This is a genomic window from Flagellimonas ochracea, from assembly GCF_009903685.1.
In the GTDB taxonomy this organism is placed as follows: Bacteria; Bacteroidota; Bacteroidia; order Flavobacteriales; family Flavobacteriaceae; genus Flagellimonas; species Flagellimonas ochracea.
Window position 1 is genome coordinate 66367 of the sequence record NZ_JAAABI010000005.1, and the last position, 15740, is coordinate 82106.

19 protein-coding genes are annotated in these 15740 nt (G+C 39.9%); 13 read left to right on the forward strand and 6 right to left on the reverse strand.

The genetic code is table 11. The features are described 5' to 3' along the window. Positions 1–104: 104 nt before the first annotated feature. The 9 genes from GTQ34_RS13325 to GTQ34_RS13365 all read left to right on the forward strand — a co-directional run bounded on the left by GTQ34_RS13325 (position 105) and on the right by GTQ34_RS13365 (position 8146). Complete coding sequence (locus GTQ34_RS13325; protein ID WP_166524312.1) at positions 105–1211, forward strand: adenylate kinase; 1107 nt, start codon at positions 105–107, stop codon at positions 1209–1211. Next, entirely contained in the window at positions 1208–1750 is a 543-nt protein-coding gene (locus GTQ34_RS13330) for a hypothetical protein (protein WP_166524313.1), read from the forward strand. The genes GTQ34_RS13325 and GTQ34_RS13330 overlap by 4 nt, the downstream gene beginning before the upstream one ends. Then, positions 1747–2748 (forward strand): GTPase ObgE, encoded by a 1002-nt coding sequence (gene obgE, locus GTQ34_RS13335; RefSeq protein ID WP_166524314.1) that lies wholly within the window; start codon positions 1747–1749, stop codon positions 2746–2748. The genes GTQ34_RS13330 and obgE overlap by 4 nt, the downstream gene beginning before the upstream one ends. Before the next feature lie 47 nt (positions 2749–2795). After that, positions 2796–3335, forward strand: a complete 540-nt coding sequence (locus tag GTQ34_RS13340; protein WP_235915043.1) for a DUF4136 domain-containing protein — start codon at positions 2796–2798, stop codon at positions 3333–3335. A gap of 177 nt (positions 3336–3512) precedes the next feature. Further along, positions 3513–5513 carry a S9 family peptidase gene (locus GTQ34_RS13345; RefSeq protein ID WP_235915046.1) on the forward strand — a complete coding sequence of 667 codons (2001 nt, stop codon included), beginning with the start codon at positions 3513–3515 and terminating at the stop codon, positions 5511–5513. Between the two features lie 253 nt (positions 5514–5766). After that, on the forward strand, positions 5767–5976 hold the full coding sequence (locus GTQ34_RS13350; protein ID WP_166524316.1) for a hypothetical protein: 210 nt from the start codon (positions 5767–5769) through the stop codon (positions 5974–5976). Between the two features lie 7 nt (positions 5977–5983). Next, the gene (locus tag GTQ34_RS13355) at positions 5984–6328 is read left to right on the forward strand and encodes a hypothetical protein (protein WP_166524317.1); all 345 of its coding nucleotides are present in this window, start codon (positions 5984–5986) and stop codon (positions 6326–6328) included. Positions 6329–6362: 34 nt separating this feature from the next. Continuing rightward, positions 6363–7424 carry a sensor histidine kinase gene (locus GTQ34_RS13360; protein WP_166524318.1) on the forward strand — a complete coding sequence of 354 codons (1062 nt, stop codon included), beginning with the start codon at positions 6363–6365 and terminating at the stop codon, positions 7422–7424. Then, positions 7421–8146, forward strand: coding sequence for a LytR/AlgR family response regulator transcription factor (locus GTQ34_RS13365; protein WP_166524319.1), 726 nt, complete (start codon positions 7421–7423; stop codon positions 8144–8146). Before GTQ34_RS13360 ends, GTQ34_RS13365 begins: the two co-directional genes overlap by 4 nt. Positions 8147–8181: 35 nt before the next feature. Here the strand turns inward: GTQ34_RS13365 and GTQ34_RS13370 are convergent, their stop codons facing one another. The 5 genes from GTQ34_RS13370 to GTQ34_RS13390 form a co-directional block, all read right to left on the reverse strand. Further along, complete coding sequence (locus GTQ34_RS13370; protein WP_166524320.1) at positions 8182–8556, reverse strand: DoxX family membrane protein; 375 nt, start codon at positions 8554–8556, stop codon at positions 8182–8184. 87 nt (positions 8557–8643) lie between these two features. Beyond that, complete coding sequence (locus tag GTQ34_RS13375) at positions 8644–9390, reverse strand: CPBP family intramembrane glutamic endopeptidase (RefSeq protein ID WP_166524321.1); 747 nt, start codon at positions 9388–9390, stop codon at positions 8644–8646. Positions 9391–9398: 8 nt separating this feature from the next. Then, the gene (locus GTQ34_RS13380) at positions 9399–10184 is read right to left on the reverse strand and encodes an SDR family oxidoreductase (protein WP_166524322.1); all 786 of its coding nucleotides are present in this window, start codon (positions 10182–10184) and stop codon (positions 9399–9401) included. 2 nt (positions 10185–10186) lie between these two features. Continuing rightward, entirely contained in the window at positions 10187–10498 is a 312-nt protein-coding gene (locus tag GTQ34_RS13385; protein ID WP_166524323.1) for a cupin domain-containing protein, read from the reverse strand. A gap of 65 nt (positions 10499–10563) precedes the next feature. Continuing rightward, positions 10564–11037: a cupin domain-containing protein gene (locus tag GTQ34_RS13390; protein ID WP_166524324.1), complete on the reverse strand. Its 474-nt coding sequence runs from the start codon at positions 11035–11037 to the stop codon at positions 10564–10566. 110 nt (positions 11038–11147) lie between these two features. Between GTQ34_RS13390 and GTQ34_RS13395 the strand changes: the two genes are divergently transcribed. Beyond that, positions 11148–12500: a UDP-N-acetylmuramate--L-alanine ligase gene (locus GTQ34_RS13395; RefSeq protein ID WP_166524325.1), complete on the forward strand. Its 1353-nt coding sequence runs from the start codon at positions 11148–11150 to the stop codon at positions 12498–12500. 30 nt (positions 12501–12530) lie between these two features. On the opposite strand, the gene GTQ34_RS13400 is transcribed toward GTQ34_RS13395, so the two are convergent. After that, a complete protein-coding gene (locus GTQ34_RS13400; protein WP_166524326.1) occupies positions 12531–12983 on the reverse strand; it encodes a DUF1569 domain-containing protein in 453 nt (150 codons plus the stop codon). A gap of 55 nt (positions 12984–13038) precedes the next feature. Here GTQ34_RS13400 and radC point away from each other — a divergent pair, with 55 nt between their 5' ends. Genes radC through GTQ34_RS13415 form a run of 3 tightly spaced genes read left to right on the forward strand, consistent with a single transcriptional unit; the run spans position 13039 to position 15727 of the window. Further along, positions 13039–13737, forward strand: a complete 699-nt coding sequence (gene radC, locus GTQ34_RS13405; RefSeq protein WP_166524327.1) for a RadC family protein — start codon at positions 13039–13041, stop codon at positions 13735–13737. 12 nt (positions 13738–13749) lie between these two features. Beyond that, positions 13750–15045: a polysaccharide deacetylase family protein gene (locus GTQ34_RS13410; protein WP_166524328.1), complete on the forward strand. Its 1296-nt coding sequence runs from the start codon at positions 13750–13752 to the stop codon at positions 15043–15045. Next, entirely contained in the window at positions 15038–15727 is a 690-nt protein-coding gene (locus GTQ34_RS13415) for a YjjG family noncanonical pyrimidine nucleotidase (RefSeq protein ID WP_166524329.1), read from the forward strand. Before GTQ34_RS13410 ends, GTQ34_RS13415 begins: the two co-directional genes overlap by 8 nt. Positions 15728–15740 lie beyond the last annotated feature (13 nt).

Genomic DNA, 15740 nt, shown 5'->3' on the forward strand with positions numbered 1-15740 from the left:
TGGAATAAAAGCAAAAATACATGAATTCCATGAAGCAGGGAAACCAACAGCAAAAACCACCCCTAAAAATGTTATCTTTGCCAACCTGATAAATGGAAGACTAATTGATCAAACTTCACGACAAATATTTTAAACCTTTTTTAAAGGAAGAGCAGATTTTGGCCGCCATTGAAAAAATTGCTGGTGAAATCGCCAAGGATTATAATGAAGAGGTGCCCATATTTGTGGGGGTGCTGAACGGAGCTTTTATGTTTGTATCCGACTTTTTAAAGGCCTATCCGCATCCATGTCAAGTTTCATTTGTCCGACTAAGCTCCTATCAGGGCCTTACGTCCACTGGAATTGTAGAAACTTTGTTGGACATTCCTGAGGAAATGGACGGCAAAAGCGTCATTATTTTAGAAGACGTAGTGGATACGGGAAGAACTCTGAAGCAATTGGTGCATTTGTTCTCCCAGACCAACGTGAAAGAGTTTAAGATAGCCACCCTATTTTATAAATCTGAAATCTATAATGGTGAATATACCATCGACTATATCGGAATGGAAATCCCAAACAATTTCATAGTCGGATACGGTTTGGACTATAATGAACTGGGGCGGAATCTAAGAGAAGTATACCAATTAAATCAAGCAGATATGATTAACCTAGTGCTTTTTGGAAAACCAGGAGCCGGCAAGGGTACCCAAGCGGGATTTTTAAAAGAAAAATACAATTTGAAGCATATTTCCACTGGTGATGTGTTCCGGTATAATATTAAAAACGGAACGGAGTTGGGAAAATTGGCCAAGTCTTATATCGATAAAGGGGATTTGGTGCCCGATGAGGTCACCATAAACATGCTAAAGGACGAAGTGGAGAAAAACCCGGAAGCAGCAGGTTTTATTTTTGATGGTTTTCCAAGAACTACAGCTCAGGCAGAAGCTTTGGATAATTTTTTGGAATCCAAGGATATGGGTATAAATGCCACCATTGCCCTTGAGGCCGATGATGATGTTTTGGTGGCGCGTTTATTGGAACGGGGTAAGAGCAGTGGTCGCTCCGATGACCAAGATGAGAACAAGATTCGCAATCGTTTTGATGAGTACAATCAAAAAACAGCTCCCTTAAAGGCTTACTACGAAAAGCAGGGCAAGTTTCACGCTGTAAATGGTATTGGGGAGATTGATGAAATTACGGAGCGATTGAGCAAAGTCATTGATTGTCTGTGAGAGCGCGATTCCTATTATTGATTCTTTTTTTTTATGCATTCCTATTCTCATGCGAAAGCAGAGGGTGGACAGAAGATATTCAGAATAGGGTAAACGTATACAACCGGAATGCACGGGAATTAGCGAATTATACCCTAGAATCAGGATCAACCGTAATTTTTGTTACAGAATATGCTGAGCAAGATGGTCTGAAGAAAACTCTTGCTCGACATTTTCAAGAGGAGACACTCAATTTTGAAAGGCATATTTTTACTGAAAACAACGAGATTGTTTATACCCAAAATATTGGTGTCGCACCGCAACTCAGAGATTTCAAAGCACATGAATTTTTGATGTTCAATGAGCAGACTTTTTGGAAAAGTAAAGGTGTGGGCTTAAAACTTAATCAGCACGTGCCCACAGATGATATTGTAGTAAAAGAAGCGGCGCTGGAATTGTTGCATGGAGCCCAAGTAACGGAAAGGGAGTTGTCTGCAACGGATTATGACAAGATCTATAAATATCTTGATGAACTTGTATCCTCGAAACCCAAAAAATGACAGAAGGCAATTTTGTAGATTACGTAAAAGTGCATATCTCTTCCGGGAATGGGGGTAAAGGCTCTGCGCACCTACGTCGCGAAAAGTTTGTTGCCAAAGGAGGTCCAGATGGTGGTGATGGTGGTCGCGGTGGCCATGTTATCCTGAAGGGAAACAAAAACCTCTGGACACTGATTCATTATAAGTTCAAAAGGCATTTTAAGGCTGGGCATGGCGAACATGGTGGTAAACAGCGAAGCACTGGGGCGGATGGCGAAGATGTGTATTTGGAAGTGCCTTTGGGAACTGTGGTCCGCGATAGCGAAACCAACGCAGTTTTATTTGAAATTACAGAAGACCAGGAAGAAAAAATAGTATTGGAAGGTGGAAAAGGAGGCCGGGGAAACTGGCACTTTAAAAGTGCTACAAACCAAACACCACGATATGCCCAACCAGGAATTCCAGGTCAGGAAAGTCAAATAACACTCGAATTAAAAGTATTGGCCGATGTAGGCCTCGTAGGATTTCCCAATGCGGGAAAGTCCACATTGCTCTCCGTAATGACCTCGGCCAAGCCCAAAATTGCCGATTATGAATTCACTACCCTAAAACCCAATTTGGGGATTGTAAAGTATCGGGATTTTAGAAGTTTTGTCATGGCCGATATTCCGGGTATAATAGAAGGAGCTGCAGAAGGCAAAGGTTTGGGACATTATTTCTTAAGGCATATAGAGCGCAATGCCACCTTACTTTTTCTAATACCTGCCGATAGCAACGATATCAGTCAGGAATATGCCATTCTATTGGATGAATTAAGGCGATATAACCCTGAACTCCTGGATAAAAATCGATTGGTGGCCATTTCCAAATGTGATTTACTGGATGAGGAGCTCATACAGGAGATGAAGGAAGATATGGAAGAAGATTTCAAAGATGTTCCCTATGTCTTTATTTCATCAGTCAGTCAATTGGGCATACAAGAGCTTAAGGATGCCCTCTGGAAGCTGTTGAACGAATAACAGCAACCTCACTACGCTTTCAACCCGAATATTAATTATATTTATGTATGCCAAGTAACTATAAAAAAAGTGTACTTACCCTAGTTTTGGGAGCCTTTTTAATGTCCTGTTCGGCGATTCGGGTGAATTATGATTATGACTCACAAACCGACTTTTCAGGTTATACCACCTATAACTACTTTTCTGATATGCAAACGGGCTTGAGCGGATTGGACGAGAGAAGATTGATAAGGGCACTGGACTCTATGTTACAGTCCAAGGGATATCGGTTGACAGAAGAACCTGATTTTTTCATCAACATTTTAAGTGAAGAATACAGAAGTGCACCCAATAGTGCTGTTGGGGTGGGTGTCGGTGGTACAGGACGAAATGTCGGTGGAGGCGTTTCCATAGGATTGCCCATTTCAAACTCAGGGATTCAACGCATGATTCAATTCGATTTTGTGGATGCACAGCGGGATATGCTGTTTTGGCAGGCATTCAGCGAGAGCGGTTTTAGGGACAATGCATCTCCCAGTGTCAGGGAAAGTCAACTAAGGGCCGTTGTAAAAAAGGTCTTTTCCAAATTTCCACCCAAGATAAAATAGTTTCCGCTTGTATTAGCTATATACCGTTGGTCATAATTTGAATAAGGTGGTCCATTTTGCAACATATTTTTGATTTTGGTGTAACAACCGATAAAAAGTGGCGTCTTAATTTAAATGCCTGAGATCACTAACAATCAAATACAATCAAATAGAATGAGAACAACACAAAAAATTAGAATGATTTGTGGTGCAGCTTTGCTTTTTTTAATAGGGTTGACTATAAAAGCACAAGATTTACCAGGAAATCCTAGTTTGGTAAGCTCCGATGAAGAGCTGAAAGCCCTAGCTGCCTTGGACGCAGGCGATTACCGATATACGGTGGAAGACTACTTTGCCAATCCCAAGGCCATTACTTTCCGGTTTTCGCCCGATGGTAAATACATCTCCTACCGTGAAAGCAATGAGAAGGGCAAGCGTAATATCTATGTCAAAAATTTATCCACAGGTGAAGCAATAATGGCCATTGAGGAAAAAGATGAACTGGTACGTGCCTACGGATGGCTCAACAACGAAAGACTGTATTTTTCGATGGATAAGGGCGGCAATGAAAATTACCACATTTATGCTGTTGATATCGATGGTAAAAATCAAAAGGACCTTACACCTTTTGATGGAGTAAGAGCACAATTTACGGAATTGCTTCGCGATGATAAGGACCATATCATCGTGTCCATGAACAAGAACAACCCACAAGTATTTGAACCCTACAAGGTGAATCACCAAACAGGGGAGCTAAAACAGTTGTATGCCAATGATGACCCAAACAACCCCATTTTTGGATATAATTTTGACAAGGACGGCACTCTTAAGTCTTTTACCAAGATTCGGGATGGTGTGGAGCAGGATATCTATTACGAAGATGGCAATGGGGGCTACAAACTGCTGAAGAGCCTCAATTGGAAAGACAATTTTGTGATAGCAGATTTTAACTATGCCACAGAATACCCTCATGATGCTTATGTTGTATCTAACCTAGAAAGTGACAAGGCCGAGGTTTTGCTTTATGACCTTAAAGAGGATAGAATGATTGAACGGGTGTTTGCCAATGATCAGTATGATGTTCAAGGGATGGGACTTTCACGAACAAGAAACTACGAGATCGATTATTTCTCTTATGAGGGCGAAAAAAGCATTGTTGTACCCATGAGTGATGCCTACAAAGCATTGGACGCCAAAATGAAAGAACTTTTGCCCGGAAAACAATACCAAGTGCTAGATGCCACCGAGGATGAAAATTTGTATATGCTCTATGTGAGCAGTGACCGCATTTATGGTGTGTATTACGCTTATAATGTTGCTAAGGATGAGTTGAACGAGCTTTACAATACCATGCCACATTTGAAAGAGGAGGATATGGCCGAGATGAGACCCATTACCTTTAAGAGTAGGGACGGAATCATGCTGCATGGATACATTACGCTGCCAAAGGCAGCTTTGGCTGGCGAAAAGGTTCCGGTAGTTGTAAATCCCCATGGAGGTCCTCAGGGAATTCGTGACTCATGGGGTTTCAATCCAGAGGCACAGTTATTTGCCAGTAGGGGATATGCAACGCTCCAAGTCAACTTTAGAATTTCTGGAGGTTATGGCAGGGAGTTCTTGGAATCTGGATTTAAACAAATTGGAAGAAAGGCCATGGATGATGTGGAAGACGGATTGCAGTATGTGATAGACCAAGGTTGGGTAGACCCCGACAAAGCGGCTATCTATGGGGGTAGTCATGGAGGATATGCCGTTTTGAGAGGCTTGACAAAAACCCCAGACCTCTACGCCTGTGGAGTTGATTATGTAGGGGTATCCAATATCTTCACTTTTATGAAAACCATCCCTCCTTATTGGAAGCCTTATTTGAAAATCATCAAAGAAATTTGGTATGATGAAGATGTTGCAGAGGAGAAATCCATAATGGAAGAAGTTTCACCAGTGTACAATGTGGACAAAATTAAAAAACCCCTGTTTGTTGTTCAAGGAGCCAATGACCCAAGGGTAAATATCGATGAATCTGACCAAATTGTAAGTGCCTTAAGGGAAAAGGGATTTGATGTACCCTACATGGTAAAATATGACGAAGGACATGGTTTTGGCAAAGAAGAAAATCGTTTGGAACTTTATAAGGCCATGATGGGCTTTTATGCCAAGCATTTGGACAATGCAGAAATTCCTAAGCCTTTAAAAGATTGAAGAAACTTTTTGGTGTAAAAAAGGGGACCATTGGTCCCTTTTTTTTGTCTTTTCATGATTGAAATAGTTTACCGTTCGCCATTATCATTCTACCGTTGCCCATAATTCATTTCTATTGCAAGAATCCGCTGCCTATTTTAGTCCTGTTAATTCAAAAAACCGGAAGCGATGATCACCTTGGCAAAATTGGTAATCTCATTACTCTTGAACATTTTACTATAACCCTAGAGGGTAAAACTTAAATCGAACTTTTATGAAGAAATTGAATACGGCGCAAAAAGTGATCTTGGTACTTGGCATAATAGGTACCATAGTAGGTATTTACGGAAAGTGGAATGGTTGGGACCATAAAAGCTATTTTATTCCATTGTATACTGGTTTGTCATTTATGTGGGTGGCGTTTTTGAACTCAGATAGCAAATGCGAGGTCCGCTATCTTAAAAGGATTTTTGGAATAAAATGACTGGATAGTGAAAAACGTAAATAAGATCATGTTGTTGTGCGTTGCAGCTATTTTAACTGTTGTTGGTTATTCGGTTTTAAACAGTTCACAATTTGTAGGGATTACTTTTATATGTTTTTTGGGAGCTAGCCTGTTTCTGTTAGGTTATTTTGGTAAAAGCAGAGTTGTCTTTGGGTTTTCAAAAATCATGGAATTTTCAAGCGAAATCATATTGGGCAATAAATCTAAAAATATAGATACTTTGACCCATTTTCGAATTGAACTTCTAACAATTTCCGCACTCTTCGTTTGTTTTGGACTGGGGTTTGGTGTAGGCAGGATGTTGTATCAGATACTAGAAAAGCTAGCTTAAACTCAACTATCTTTATACGCATATTTTTCAGGGAATGAATATTACCAAAAAAAGACAGAACGTCGCATTCTGGGCACTTCAGTTTATTGGCTGGGGCTTTATCAACCTAATTTCCATTTTTGTCCTAAAAAAGGTAAGTGTTGAATTCATACTATACTCCGTTGTGGTGGGTACGGGCATTGGAATTTTTTCCACTTCCGTGCTACGTTGGTATTTAAAGCGAAATATTTCTTTTGACTCTTTTGGTATTCAGGATTTAGGTAAGGTCATAGTATCTGTACTCGCGGGTTCCTTACTTTTTGGCTTGCTCAATATAGCCTTTGGTTACATATATGTTAAGTTCGGTCCCACATTGACCACAGAGGAGACCCAATTGTTCAAACATTATGACAGTGTCTGGATACAGGTGCTCAATGCACTCTTTTTAATTGGAGCTTGGGTCATTACATATTTGGTCATAAAGTTACTTTTAAAGTTAAATAGGGACAGGATTGAACGATTGGAACTCAATACCAATCTAAAACAGGCGCAATTGGACACGTTAAAAGGACAGATCAATCCCCACTTTATGTTTAACAGTTTAAACAATATTCGGGGTTTGATGCTGGAAGATGTGGAAAAGTCCCGGGAAATGCTTACCAAGCTTTCCGAAATTCTAAGATACTCCCTTACCAAAAACAACATAAACTCCATATCGGTTGCCGAAGAACTGGAAGTGGTGGATAACTATATCGACCTTTCCAAGATACAGTTTGAAAACCGTCTGGAGTTCATCAAAAATGTAGATGAGGATACTCTGGACCTGAGTATTCCGCCCATGATTATACAATTACTGATTGAAAATGCCATCAAACATGGTATTTCCAATTTGAAGCAGGGGGGTAAAATAGTTTTGGAGATAAAAAAGGAAAACGGGCAACTGCAAATTGGGGTTAGAAATACTGGAAAACTGAAAGTTTCAAAGAATTCCACACAATTGGGCATAAAAAATATACGGCAACGATTGCATCTTTTGTATGCAGAACGGGCGTCTTTTACCCTTGACGAAGAAGCGGATGAAGTGGTGGCCAACATAAAAATACCATTGTCGGCATGAGGATAAGAACTGTAATTGTGGAAGATTCCAGATTGGCGCGCAATGAGCTAAAAGAGCTTCTAAAAGACTATGATGAGATTGAATTGGTGGGTGAAGCAGAAAATGTGGATGAGGGATATGAGCTTATTGGGAATGAAAATCCAGATCTTTTGTTTTTGGACATCAACATGCCCGAAAAAGATGGGTTTGAACTCTTGGAAATGCTGGATGAAGTCCCGATTACCATTTTTACTACGGCCTTTGATGAATATGCCATAAAATCGTTTGAGTACAATGCTCTGGATTATCTGTTGAAACCTGTAAACGAGAAACGCTTTGCCATTGCCCTTGAAAAAGTGAGGGTCAGATTGGAAAACAAGCAGAGAAAAAATTCTGAAAGCACGAGGTTGACGGTTAACAGTCAAATCTTCATCAAAGATGGTGAGTCGTGTTGGTTGGTTAAAATTGGTGATATTTCACAGTTTGAAATTGTGGGCAACTACACCCGGGTTTTTTTCGAGGGCAAAAAGCCTATGCTGTACAAATCCCTTAACCAAATAGAGGAAAAACTTCCCGAAGAATCGTTCTTCAGGGCCAATAGGCAACAAATTGTCAACACCAACTACATTGAAACCGTAATTCCCTGGTTCAATGGGAAATTGAAACTGACCATGAAAAATGGGGAAGAAGTTGAGGTTTCACGTCGGCAATCCTACATATTCAAGGACAAAATGAGCCTTTGAAAAGAAAAAGCCTCCATTCGGAGGCTTTTTAAAGGTTATGCGCGTAATAGGTCCCTATATCTATCTTTATAACCGACCAAAGCTAAAATATTCAAAATCAGTAATCCTAGGGCGGGCCCTATTCCCTCCGGCGCCAAAGAGGCGTGAAACAAAACGGCACATACGGAAACGCTCATCAAAATTACGGCCATAAGTGCGCCATATTTATTAAAAATCAATGCCAGACCGGCTAAAACTTCCACAACGGCCACCAAGGTCATTGTATGAGTTGAAGACAATGCGCCGAAATAGCCCATTACCGTTTCAGGCATTTCTCCCATGGGTATAAAATGAAAGAATTTATTCAACCCAAAAATGAGGACAAACAGCCCCAAGAGGATACGGACCACCATAAATACTTTTGAATTCATACGTTGATATTTTATTGGTTAAGCAATAAAAGTAGCTAAAAATTGCGAATAATGCAGTATTGGCTTTGTGTGTATGACTATCTGATATCAGAAAACATAATAGAAAATGAAGTATGTCATGGCAAGGTTAAATCCGGCGTGGCAAATGACCGCACCCCATAGCGAATATGATTTTCGTTTCATCATAAAAAAGACCCGTGAAGCAGAAAACATAAACAAAACCCAAAGAAATGCAGGTACCCATGAAAACATCCATTTGCCATCTATAAAAAGAATCCCGAAATGGGCCAAATGTGTGACGCCAAAAGCTAGACTGTCAATAAGGGATGCTTTATTATCGCCCAGTCCTTCTGAAAAACATCTATGGATAAGTCCCCTATACAAAAACTCCTCGCCAATGGGGCTGAACAACATGCCCATAGTAGCAAAGACCATAAAATATTGAAATTTAAGGGCTTCAAAACTTGGCCCCGAAGGAACTTGGTACGATTGAGAAATGTAGACCATCCAGTTTTGTACTGTATCTGCATATAACCATGTACCGATTAGCCAAACCCCCAAGCAGACCAAACCCCCAACCAAAAATGCCCATAGTAGCGGTATAAAACCGGTGGGTTTTTTAAGACCGATTTCTTTTCTTCCCAATTTGGTGAGTAAAAGAAAAGGTAAAATCCACATGGCCACAAAGATGATAGACGTAAATCGATAATCACCTGTTTTGCTGGCATGGAGCACAGTTATAAACCTTGGAATTCCAAATATCAAAATCAAGGCAAGACCCGTTCTCCAATCAAAGCGCAAAGAATCTTTTATGAAAGCCCGAAAATATCCCATCAAAAATTTCAGAGTGATTTTAACAGGCCTCCATCAATGGGAATGTTGGCACCATTGATGTACGCGGCTTTATTGGAGGCTAAAAATGCCACTAAAAAGCCGTACTCTTCGGGTTTTCCGATACGTTTTGCGGGTACCATAGCTTCCATGGCTGACCTAACCTCTTCAACCGGAATGCCCATTTTTTCAGCTTTTTTTACATTGAGGGAAGCAATACGGTCCGTATCAAAATAGCCAGTAAGCACATTGTTCACAGTTATTCCATCTTTTGCAACATCCAGGGATAGACTTTTTGACCATGTGACCACTGCGGCCCGGATGGAGTTTGAAAGTGCCAAATAGCTAAGCGGTTCTTTCACAGAAATGGAAGCAACATTGATAATGCGACCCCATTTGTTTTGTTGCATGTGCTTTATGGCCAATTCTGTGGTCAACACCACCGATTTAAACAATAAGTCAAACGCTTTCTGATAGTCTTCAACCTTTTTTTCAAGAGCTCCGCCTGCTTCTGGCCCTTGGGTATTGTTTACCAAAATATCAATATTGGTCGTTTGAAAAAATGTGGTTATAGTCTTACTGAACGATTCAAAATCAGAAAAATCGACCACTAAATAGTCATGTTTTTGCTCTTTTGTGGTGTCCATTTCGGCAACAACGGCTTTTAGGTCACGCTCATTTCTGGCCATTAGGGTCACATGGGCTCCACTATTGGCCAACTGCATTGCAACGGATCTGCCAATTCCTTTACTGCTTCCTCCTACGAGTGCTTTTTTTCCTAAAAGAGAAATATTCATGTCTACTTGTATTCTTCCCGTGCGGGACAAAAAATATCCATCAACTTACAAGGAGTCAAAGCCTTTCCACTGTGTGGTGTGTTTGATGGTATTATAATGACATCTCCAGGTTGGCAGATACTTGTTTTACCATTCAGGGTAAACTCAAAATTCCCTTGCACCACATGCATGATCTGTTCATGTACATGATGGTGTTCCGGTACTTCTGCATCTTTTTCCACATCCCAAAAGGCCCAAGTCATTGATTCACTATGAATCATTTTGCCATGATAGCCCTTTATTAGTTCTTTGCTTGATATGTCTTTCAGGTTCATAATACGAAATTAAGTGATGAAGCCCATCAATGTGTGGCCTTATGCAAGGTGATTAAATAAATCCCTCAATTACGTTGTAGTTTTTCTGCTACACTATCATAATATTCCTTGGTTAGCTTTTCGGTCCAAACCGTAGGTTCGCTACCATAAATAGCGATATAGGATACTTTACTGCCAACAGCTGATGTATGCCAATGTTCTATATCTTTTTCACACTTTATTACATCACCTTTTTTAAGTATAATTGGCTCTTTGCCTCGTTCTTGATAGTACCCTTCACCTTCAATAATAATTAGTACTTGTGGTGTGGTATGTTTATGCCAGTCTAATGTGGAATTTGGACTAAATGTGGCTTGGGTAATGTTGTAGTCTATACTGTTGTCTGCTTTCAGTAAGAAGTTAAGCCATGCATCACCGATATGGTGTGTGTTGGGTGCTTTGATGCCCTCATTTAAAAAGGACGTTATCTTGTAATCAGAATCTTGTCCGTGAACGATAAGCGGTAATAATGCGAATAATATTGCTACTAGTCTTTTCATTTTAAATGTTATAATTAAATCAAATGTATACCAAGGTATAAAATTAATATGGAGAAATCTTTATTGGCATTGGTTTGACCATTAGCTATTTTTGAGGCTAAAACCTATTGATGGATATTCATTTCATTGCCATTGGTGGTAGCGCCATGCACAATCTTGCCCTTGCACTTAAGCACAAGGGTTACAATATAACCGGAAGTGACGATGTAATTTTTGAACCTTCAAAAAGTCGGTTGGATGCTGAGGGGCTGCTACCTGAAGAATTTGGATGGTTCCCTGAGAAGATTCAACGAACTTTGGATGCCGTAATTTTGGGAATGCATGCCAAACCGGACAATCCAGAGCTTGTTAAAGCCCAAGAGCTGGGGTTGAAGATATATTCCTATCCTGAATTCCTTTTTGAGCAGTCCAAGCACAAAACACGGGTGGTAATTGGAGGGAGCCATGGAAAGACGACCATTACTTCCATGATCCTACATGTGCTGCAATATCATGGCATTAAAGTTGACTTTATGGTCGGGGCCCAGCTGGATGGCTTTGATCGCATGGTTCATTTGACCGAGGATAATGATTTTATCGTGCTTGAAGGGGATGAATACCTATCCTCTCCCATAGATCGGAGACCAAAATTTCATCTTTATAAACCCAATATTGCATTACTTAGTGGTATTGCATGGGACCATATTAATGTGTTTCCCACTTTTGAAAACTATGTGAAACAGTTTCAAATTTTTGTGGACAGCATTGTTAAGGGAGGCAGTATTACATACAATGCGGAGGACCAAACATTAAAAGATGTGATAGAGTCCTCTGAAAACACTATTCGCAAGTTTCCCTATGAGACTCCGAATTTTAGTGTGATTGACGGGGTAACACTTTTGGAAACTCCTGAAGGGGATATGCCCTTGGAAATTTTTGGTGCGCATAACCTTAACAACTTGGCCGGAGCCAAGTGGATTTGTCAGCAGATGGGCGTTGATGAAATGGATTTTTATGAAGCTATTGCAACTTTTAAAGGAGCATCAAAACGTTTGGAAAAAATAGCCCAAGGCGATGCCCGGGTTGCGTTCAAGGATTTTGCCCATTCCCCCAGCAAGGTCAAGGCCACTACGGAAGCTGTTAAGGAACAATATGTGGGATATAGGTTGTTGGCTTGTTTGGAACTGCATACCTATAGTAGCCTCAATGCAGAATTCTTGAAGGAATATAAAGGAGCTTTGGACGCAGCAGACGAAGCAGTGGTTTTTTACTCCCCAAACGCGGTGAAAATAAAGGGATTGGCGGAAGTTACTTCCGAACAGATCTCAGTGGCCCTAAATAGAAATGATATTAAAATATTTACGAATCCCGAGGAATTCCAAGAATATCTTTTTACCCAAAGCTTAGATAACACTGCACTTTTGTTGATGAGTTCCGGAAACTACGGTGGACTTGATTTTGATCAGCTCAAAGCGCTTTTCTAATACGCCTGAACTACACCTTATTGCGTCCCGTTAGGCATCGAATTGCCTCAAATGATGGTCTAAATGTTTGTACTGCATCTGCCCCCATTGTTCTTTGGTGAAGTGCCCGAACATAGGATGCGGACTCCGTGATTCTTTCTCCCTTTCTGCGTAAAAATCGTTGATTAAAGTAATCAGTCTTTTCTTTTCTGTATTGAATTCCTTAGGGGATGTAACTTTTAAACCCTTGGCAGTGGGCAAATTCCTCTTCCAAGGTTTATCATTATACATATTCTTTTTAAAACTTTTAAAAAGCAATTTCATTACGGGATTGGGTTTTTTCGTAAAATTGTACCTATTCAATGCGATTTTTAGGGGAAACTGACAATGATGTAGCATTTGTCCAACCTCCATTTTTCCCCAGTTTCCTTTGGAAGAATCTTTCAAAGCATCTATTCTGGAAAGAACCTCGGTATAGGTTTCCTTATCGAAAATTGATTTCATGTGTTTGATGTTTATTGATTAAAATTTACATAAATCGAATTATTATTTGGAGGTAATGAAAGAAAAAACAACTTCTTTTTCAATTAAAAATTGGGCAGTTGATGATAAACCCCGTGAGAAATTAGTGGCAAAGGGAAGCTCAGTCCTTTCCGATGCTGAACTTATCGCCATTTTGATAGGCTCTGGAAATAAAAGCGAAAGCGCCGTGGAGCTTTCCAAACGTATTCTTGCCTCAGTGGACCACGATTTGAATAAGTTGGGCAAACTCTCAGTGAATCAATTGGTGCGGTTCAAAGGAATAGGGGAGGCCAAAGCAGTAAGTATTGTGGCATCCATGGAAATAGGAAGACGCCGTAGAGGACAAGATCACAAGAAAATCATAAAAATTACCGGAAGTAAAGAAGTGTTTGAATTGTTGTTTCCTTTAATGGGAGAGCTACAGCATGAAGAATTCTGGATAGTTTATTTGAACAACTCCAATAAGGTCATCTTTAAGGGGCAATTGAGCAAAGGAGGTATTACTGGAACTTTGGTAGATGTCCGTTTAGTCTTGAAACAAGCTCTGGAACTTAGTGCCGTGGGAATCATCCTTGCCCACAATCATCCTTCTGGGAACTTGCGAGCTAGTAAATCAGACATAGAAATTACCGAAAAATTGAAAACTACGGCCGAAGCACTCGACATTAAAGTTTTAGATCATTTAATTTTAACCCAACATGATTACCTTAGCTTTGCAGATGAGGGATTATTATAGCCGTGTTTTTATATGCTTTTGATTTTTACCCATAAAATTACCAATAGGCTCACTTATACGGCCAAACAAATTTTTGAAGGTATTTTGGGTATTGATATTGCATTTACCACCAAAGTAGAGGACTTTATAAAACATACGGGTCCTAAAATCACCTACTCCAAGCAACCGCTGCAAAATGAATTTTTTATCCGGAGCAACGATTTGCTGTTTGAACAGGGAATCAATGACCTGGATATCAAAGTATCTGAATGGGATGGGATTCCCTGTTTTTTTGCCTCTGGGGAAAAAAGTGCAGTCCCTTACGACATTTTTTCGGCCAGTTTTTTTCTGCTTACACGATATGAGGAGTACTTGCCTCATGTTAAGGACAGCGTAGGACGTTATCCTGTAAAGGAAAGTCTCGCTTATCAAAACAAATTTTTGGAGCTTCCTGTTGTAGATCTATGGGCCTATAAATTGCTGGATGCACTCTTGGAACGATTTCCAGATATGGAACGGGAAAAAAAAGCCTACAATTTCACTTCAGTGGTAAACGTAACTACCTCACATAGTTTTGCCCTAAGGGGAGTGACGAGGACGTTGGGAGGGTTTTTACTTGATTTGGGAAGTTTAAAATTCAAAAGTATCATAAACCGTTTTTTGGTGTTGTTGGGCTTTAAAAAAGACCCTTATGATAATTTTGATGAACTGGTGCAAATCCATAAAAAATTTCCTATTAAAACTATGTTTTTCTTTCAAATGGCGGAGCATTCAACTCATGACAAGAATATATCACCAAACAACAATAAGTTCCGATATCTTATAAAATCAGTTGCAGATTATAGTGTTGTTTCCTTGAGCACATCCTATGTTTCCTCCACAGATAAAGCAGTTTTAAAAGAAGAAAAGGAACGTTTGGGCAATTTAATAAACCGGCCCATTCGCTACGCTCGACTTCGATATAATCGGGTAAGTGTTCCCACAACATATCGAAATTTGGTCGAAACTGAATTCACGGACGATTTCTCCATGGGCTATACCCATGAAATCGGTTTTAGAGCGGGAACCTGCACTCCATTTTATTTTTATGACATCAATATGGAAGTGCGACAACCTCTGAAGGTCCATCCCTTCGCTGTGCACGACTATGCTTTTTTGAATTACAACAAAAAGACGGCCATATTCGAAAAGATGGACAAAATTTATAGAAGCATTAAAGAGGTAAATGGAAGCTTTGTTTGTATTTTCTCTAATGAATTATTGGGAAGTACAAGTGAAATGGACTGGATTGATTTGTACAACTCCTTTTTAAAGCGCTATTATGTGTAGTGATAGGGTTACGGACGTTTTCTTTGATTTAGACCATACCCTTTGGGATTTTGAAAAAAATTCTGCCCTAACGTTTCGGAAAATATTCGATGCAAATCAGCTTACTATAAAGCTGGATGATTTTTTAACGGTTTATGCCCCCATCAATTTTGAATTTTGGAAGCTTTATCGAGAAAATAGGATCAGCAAACCCCAGTTGCGCTATCAAAGATTGAAAAAGACCTTTGACCATTTGGGTAAAGTGGTGTCCGATGATATTATAGACACCTTGGCACATGATTATATTGCACATTTATCCTCATTTACCCATTTGATACCAAATGCCACTGAAGTTCTGGAATATCTTTCACCAAAATATAGGCTGCATATTATCACCAATGGATTTCAAGAGGTCCAAGAGAAAAAGCTCAAGGGAAGCAAAATTCATCATTACTTTGAGCATGTTGTAAATTCGGAGACAGCCGGCGTAAAAAAACCACATCCCTATATTTTTGAATTGGCATTGGACAAAGCCAAAACCACACCTCAAAACGCTCTGATGATAGGTGACAGCCTCGAGGCCGATGTTCAAGGCGCAAAGTCTGTGGGAATGCAGGCCATTCACTTCAATTGCAATGGAGAATCAAGCCATGAAGTAGCTCCAATGATTAACAATCTCATTGAAATAAAAAGCTTTTTGTAGAGTTATAGTAGGG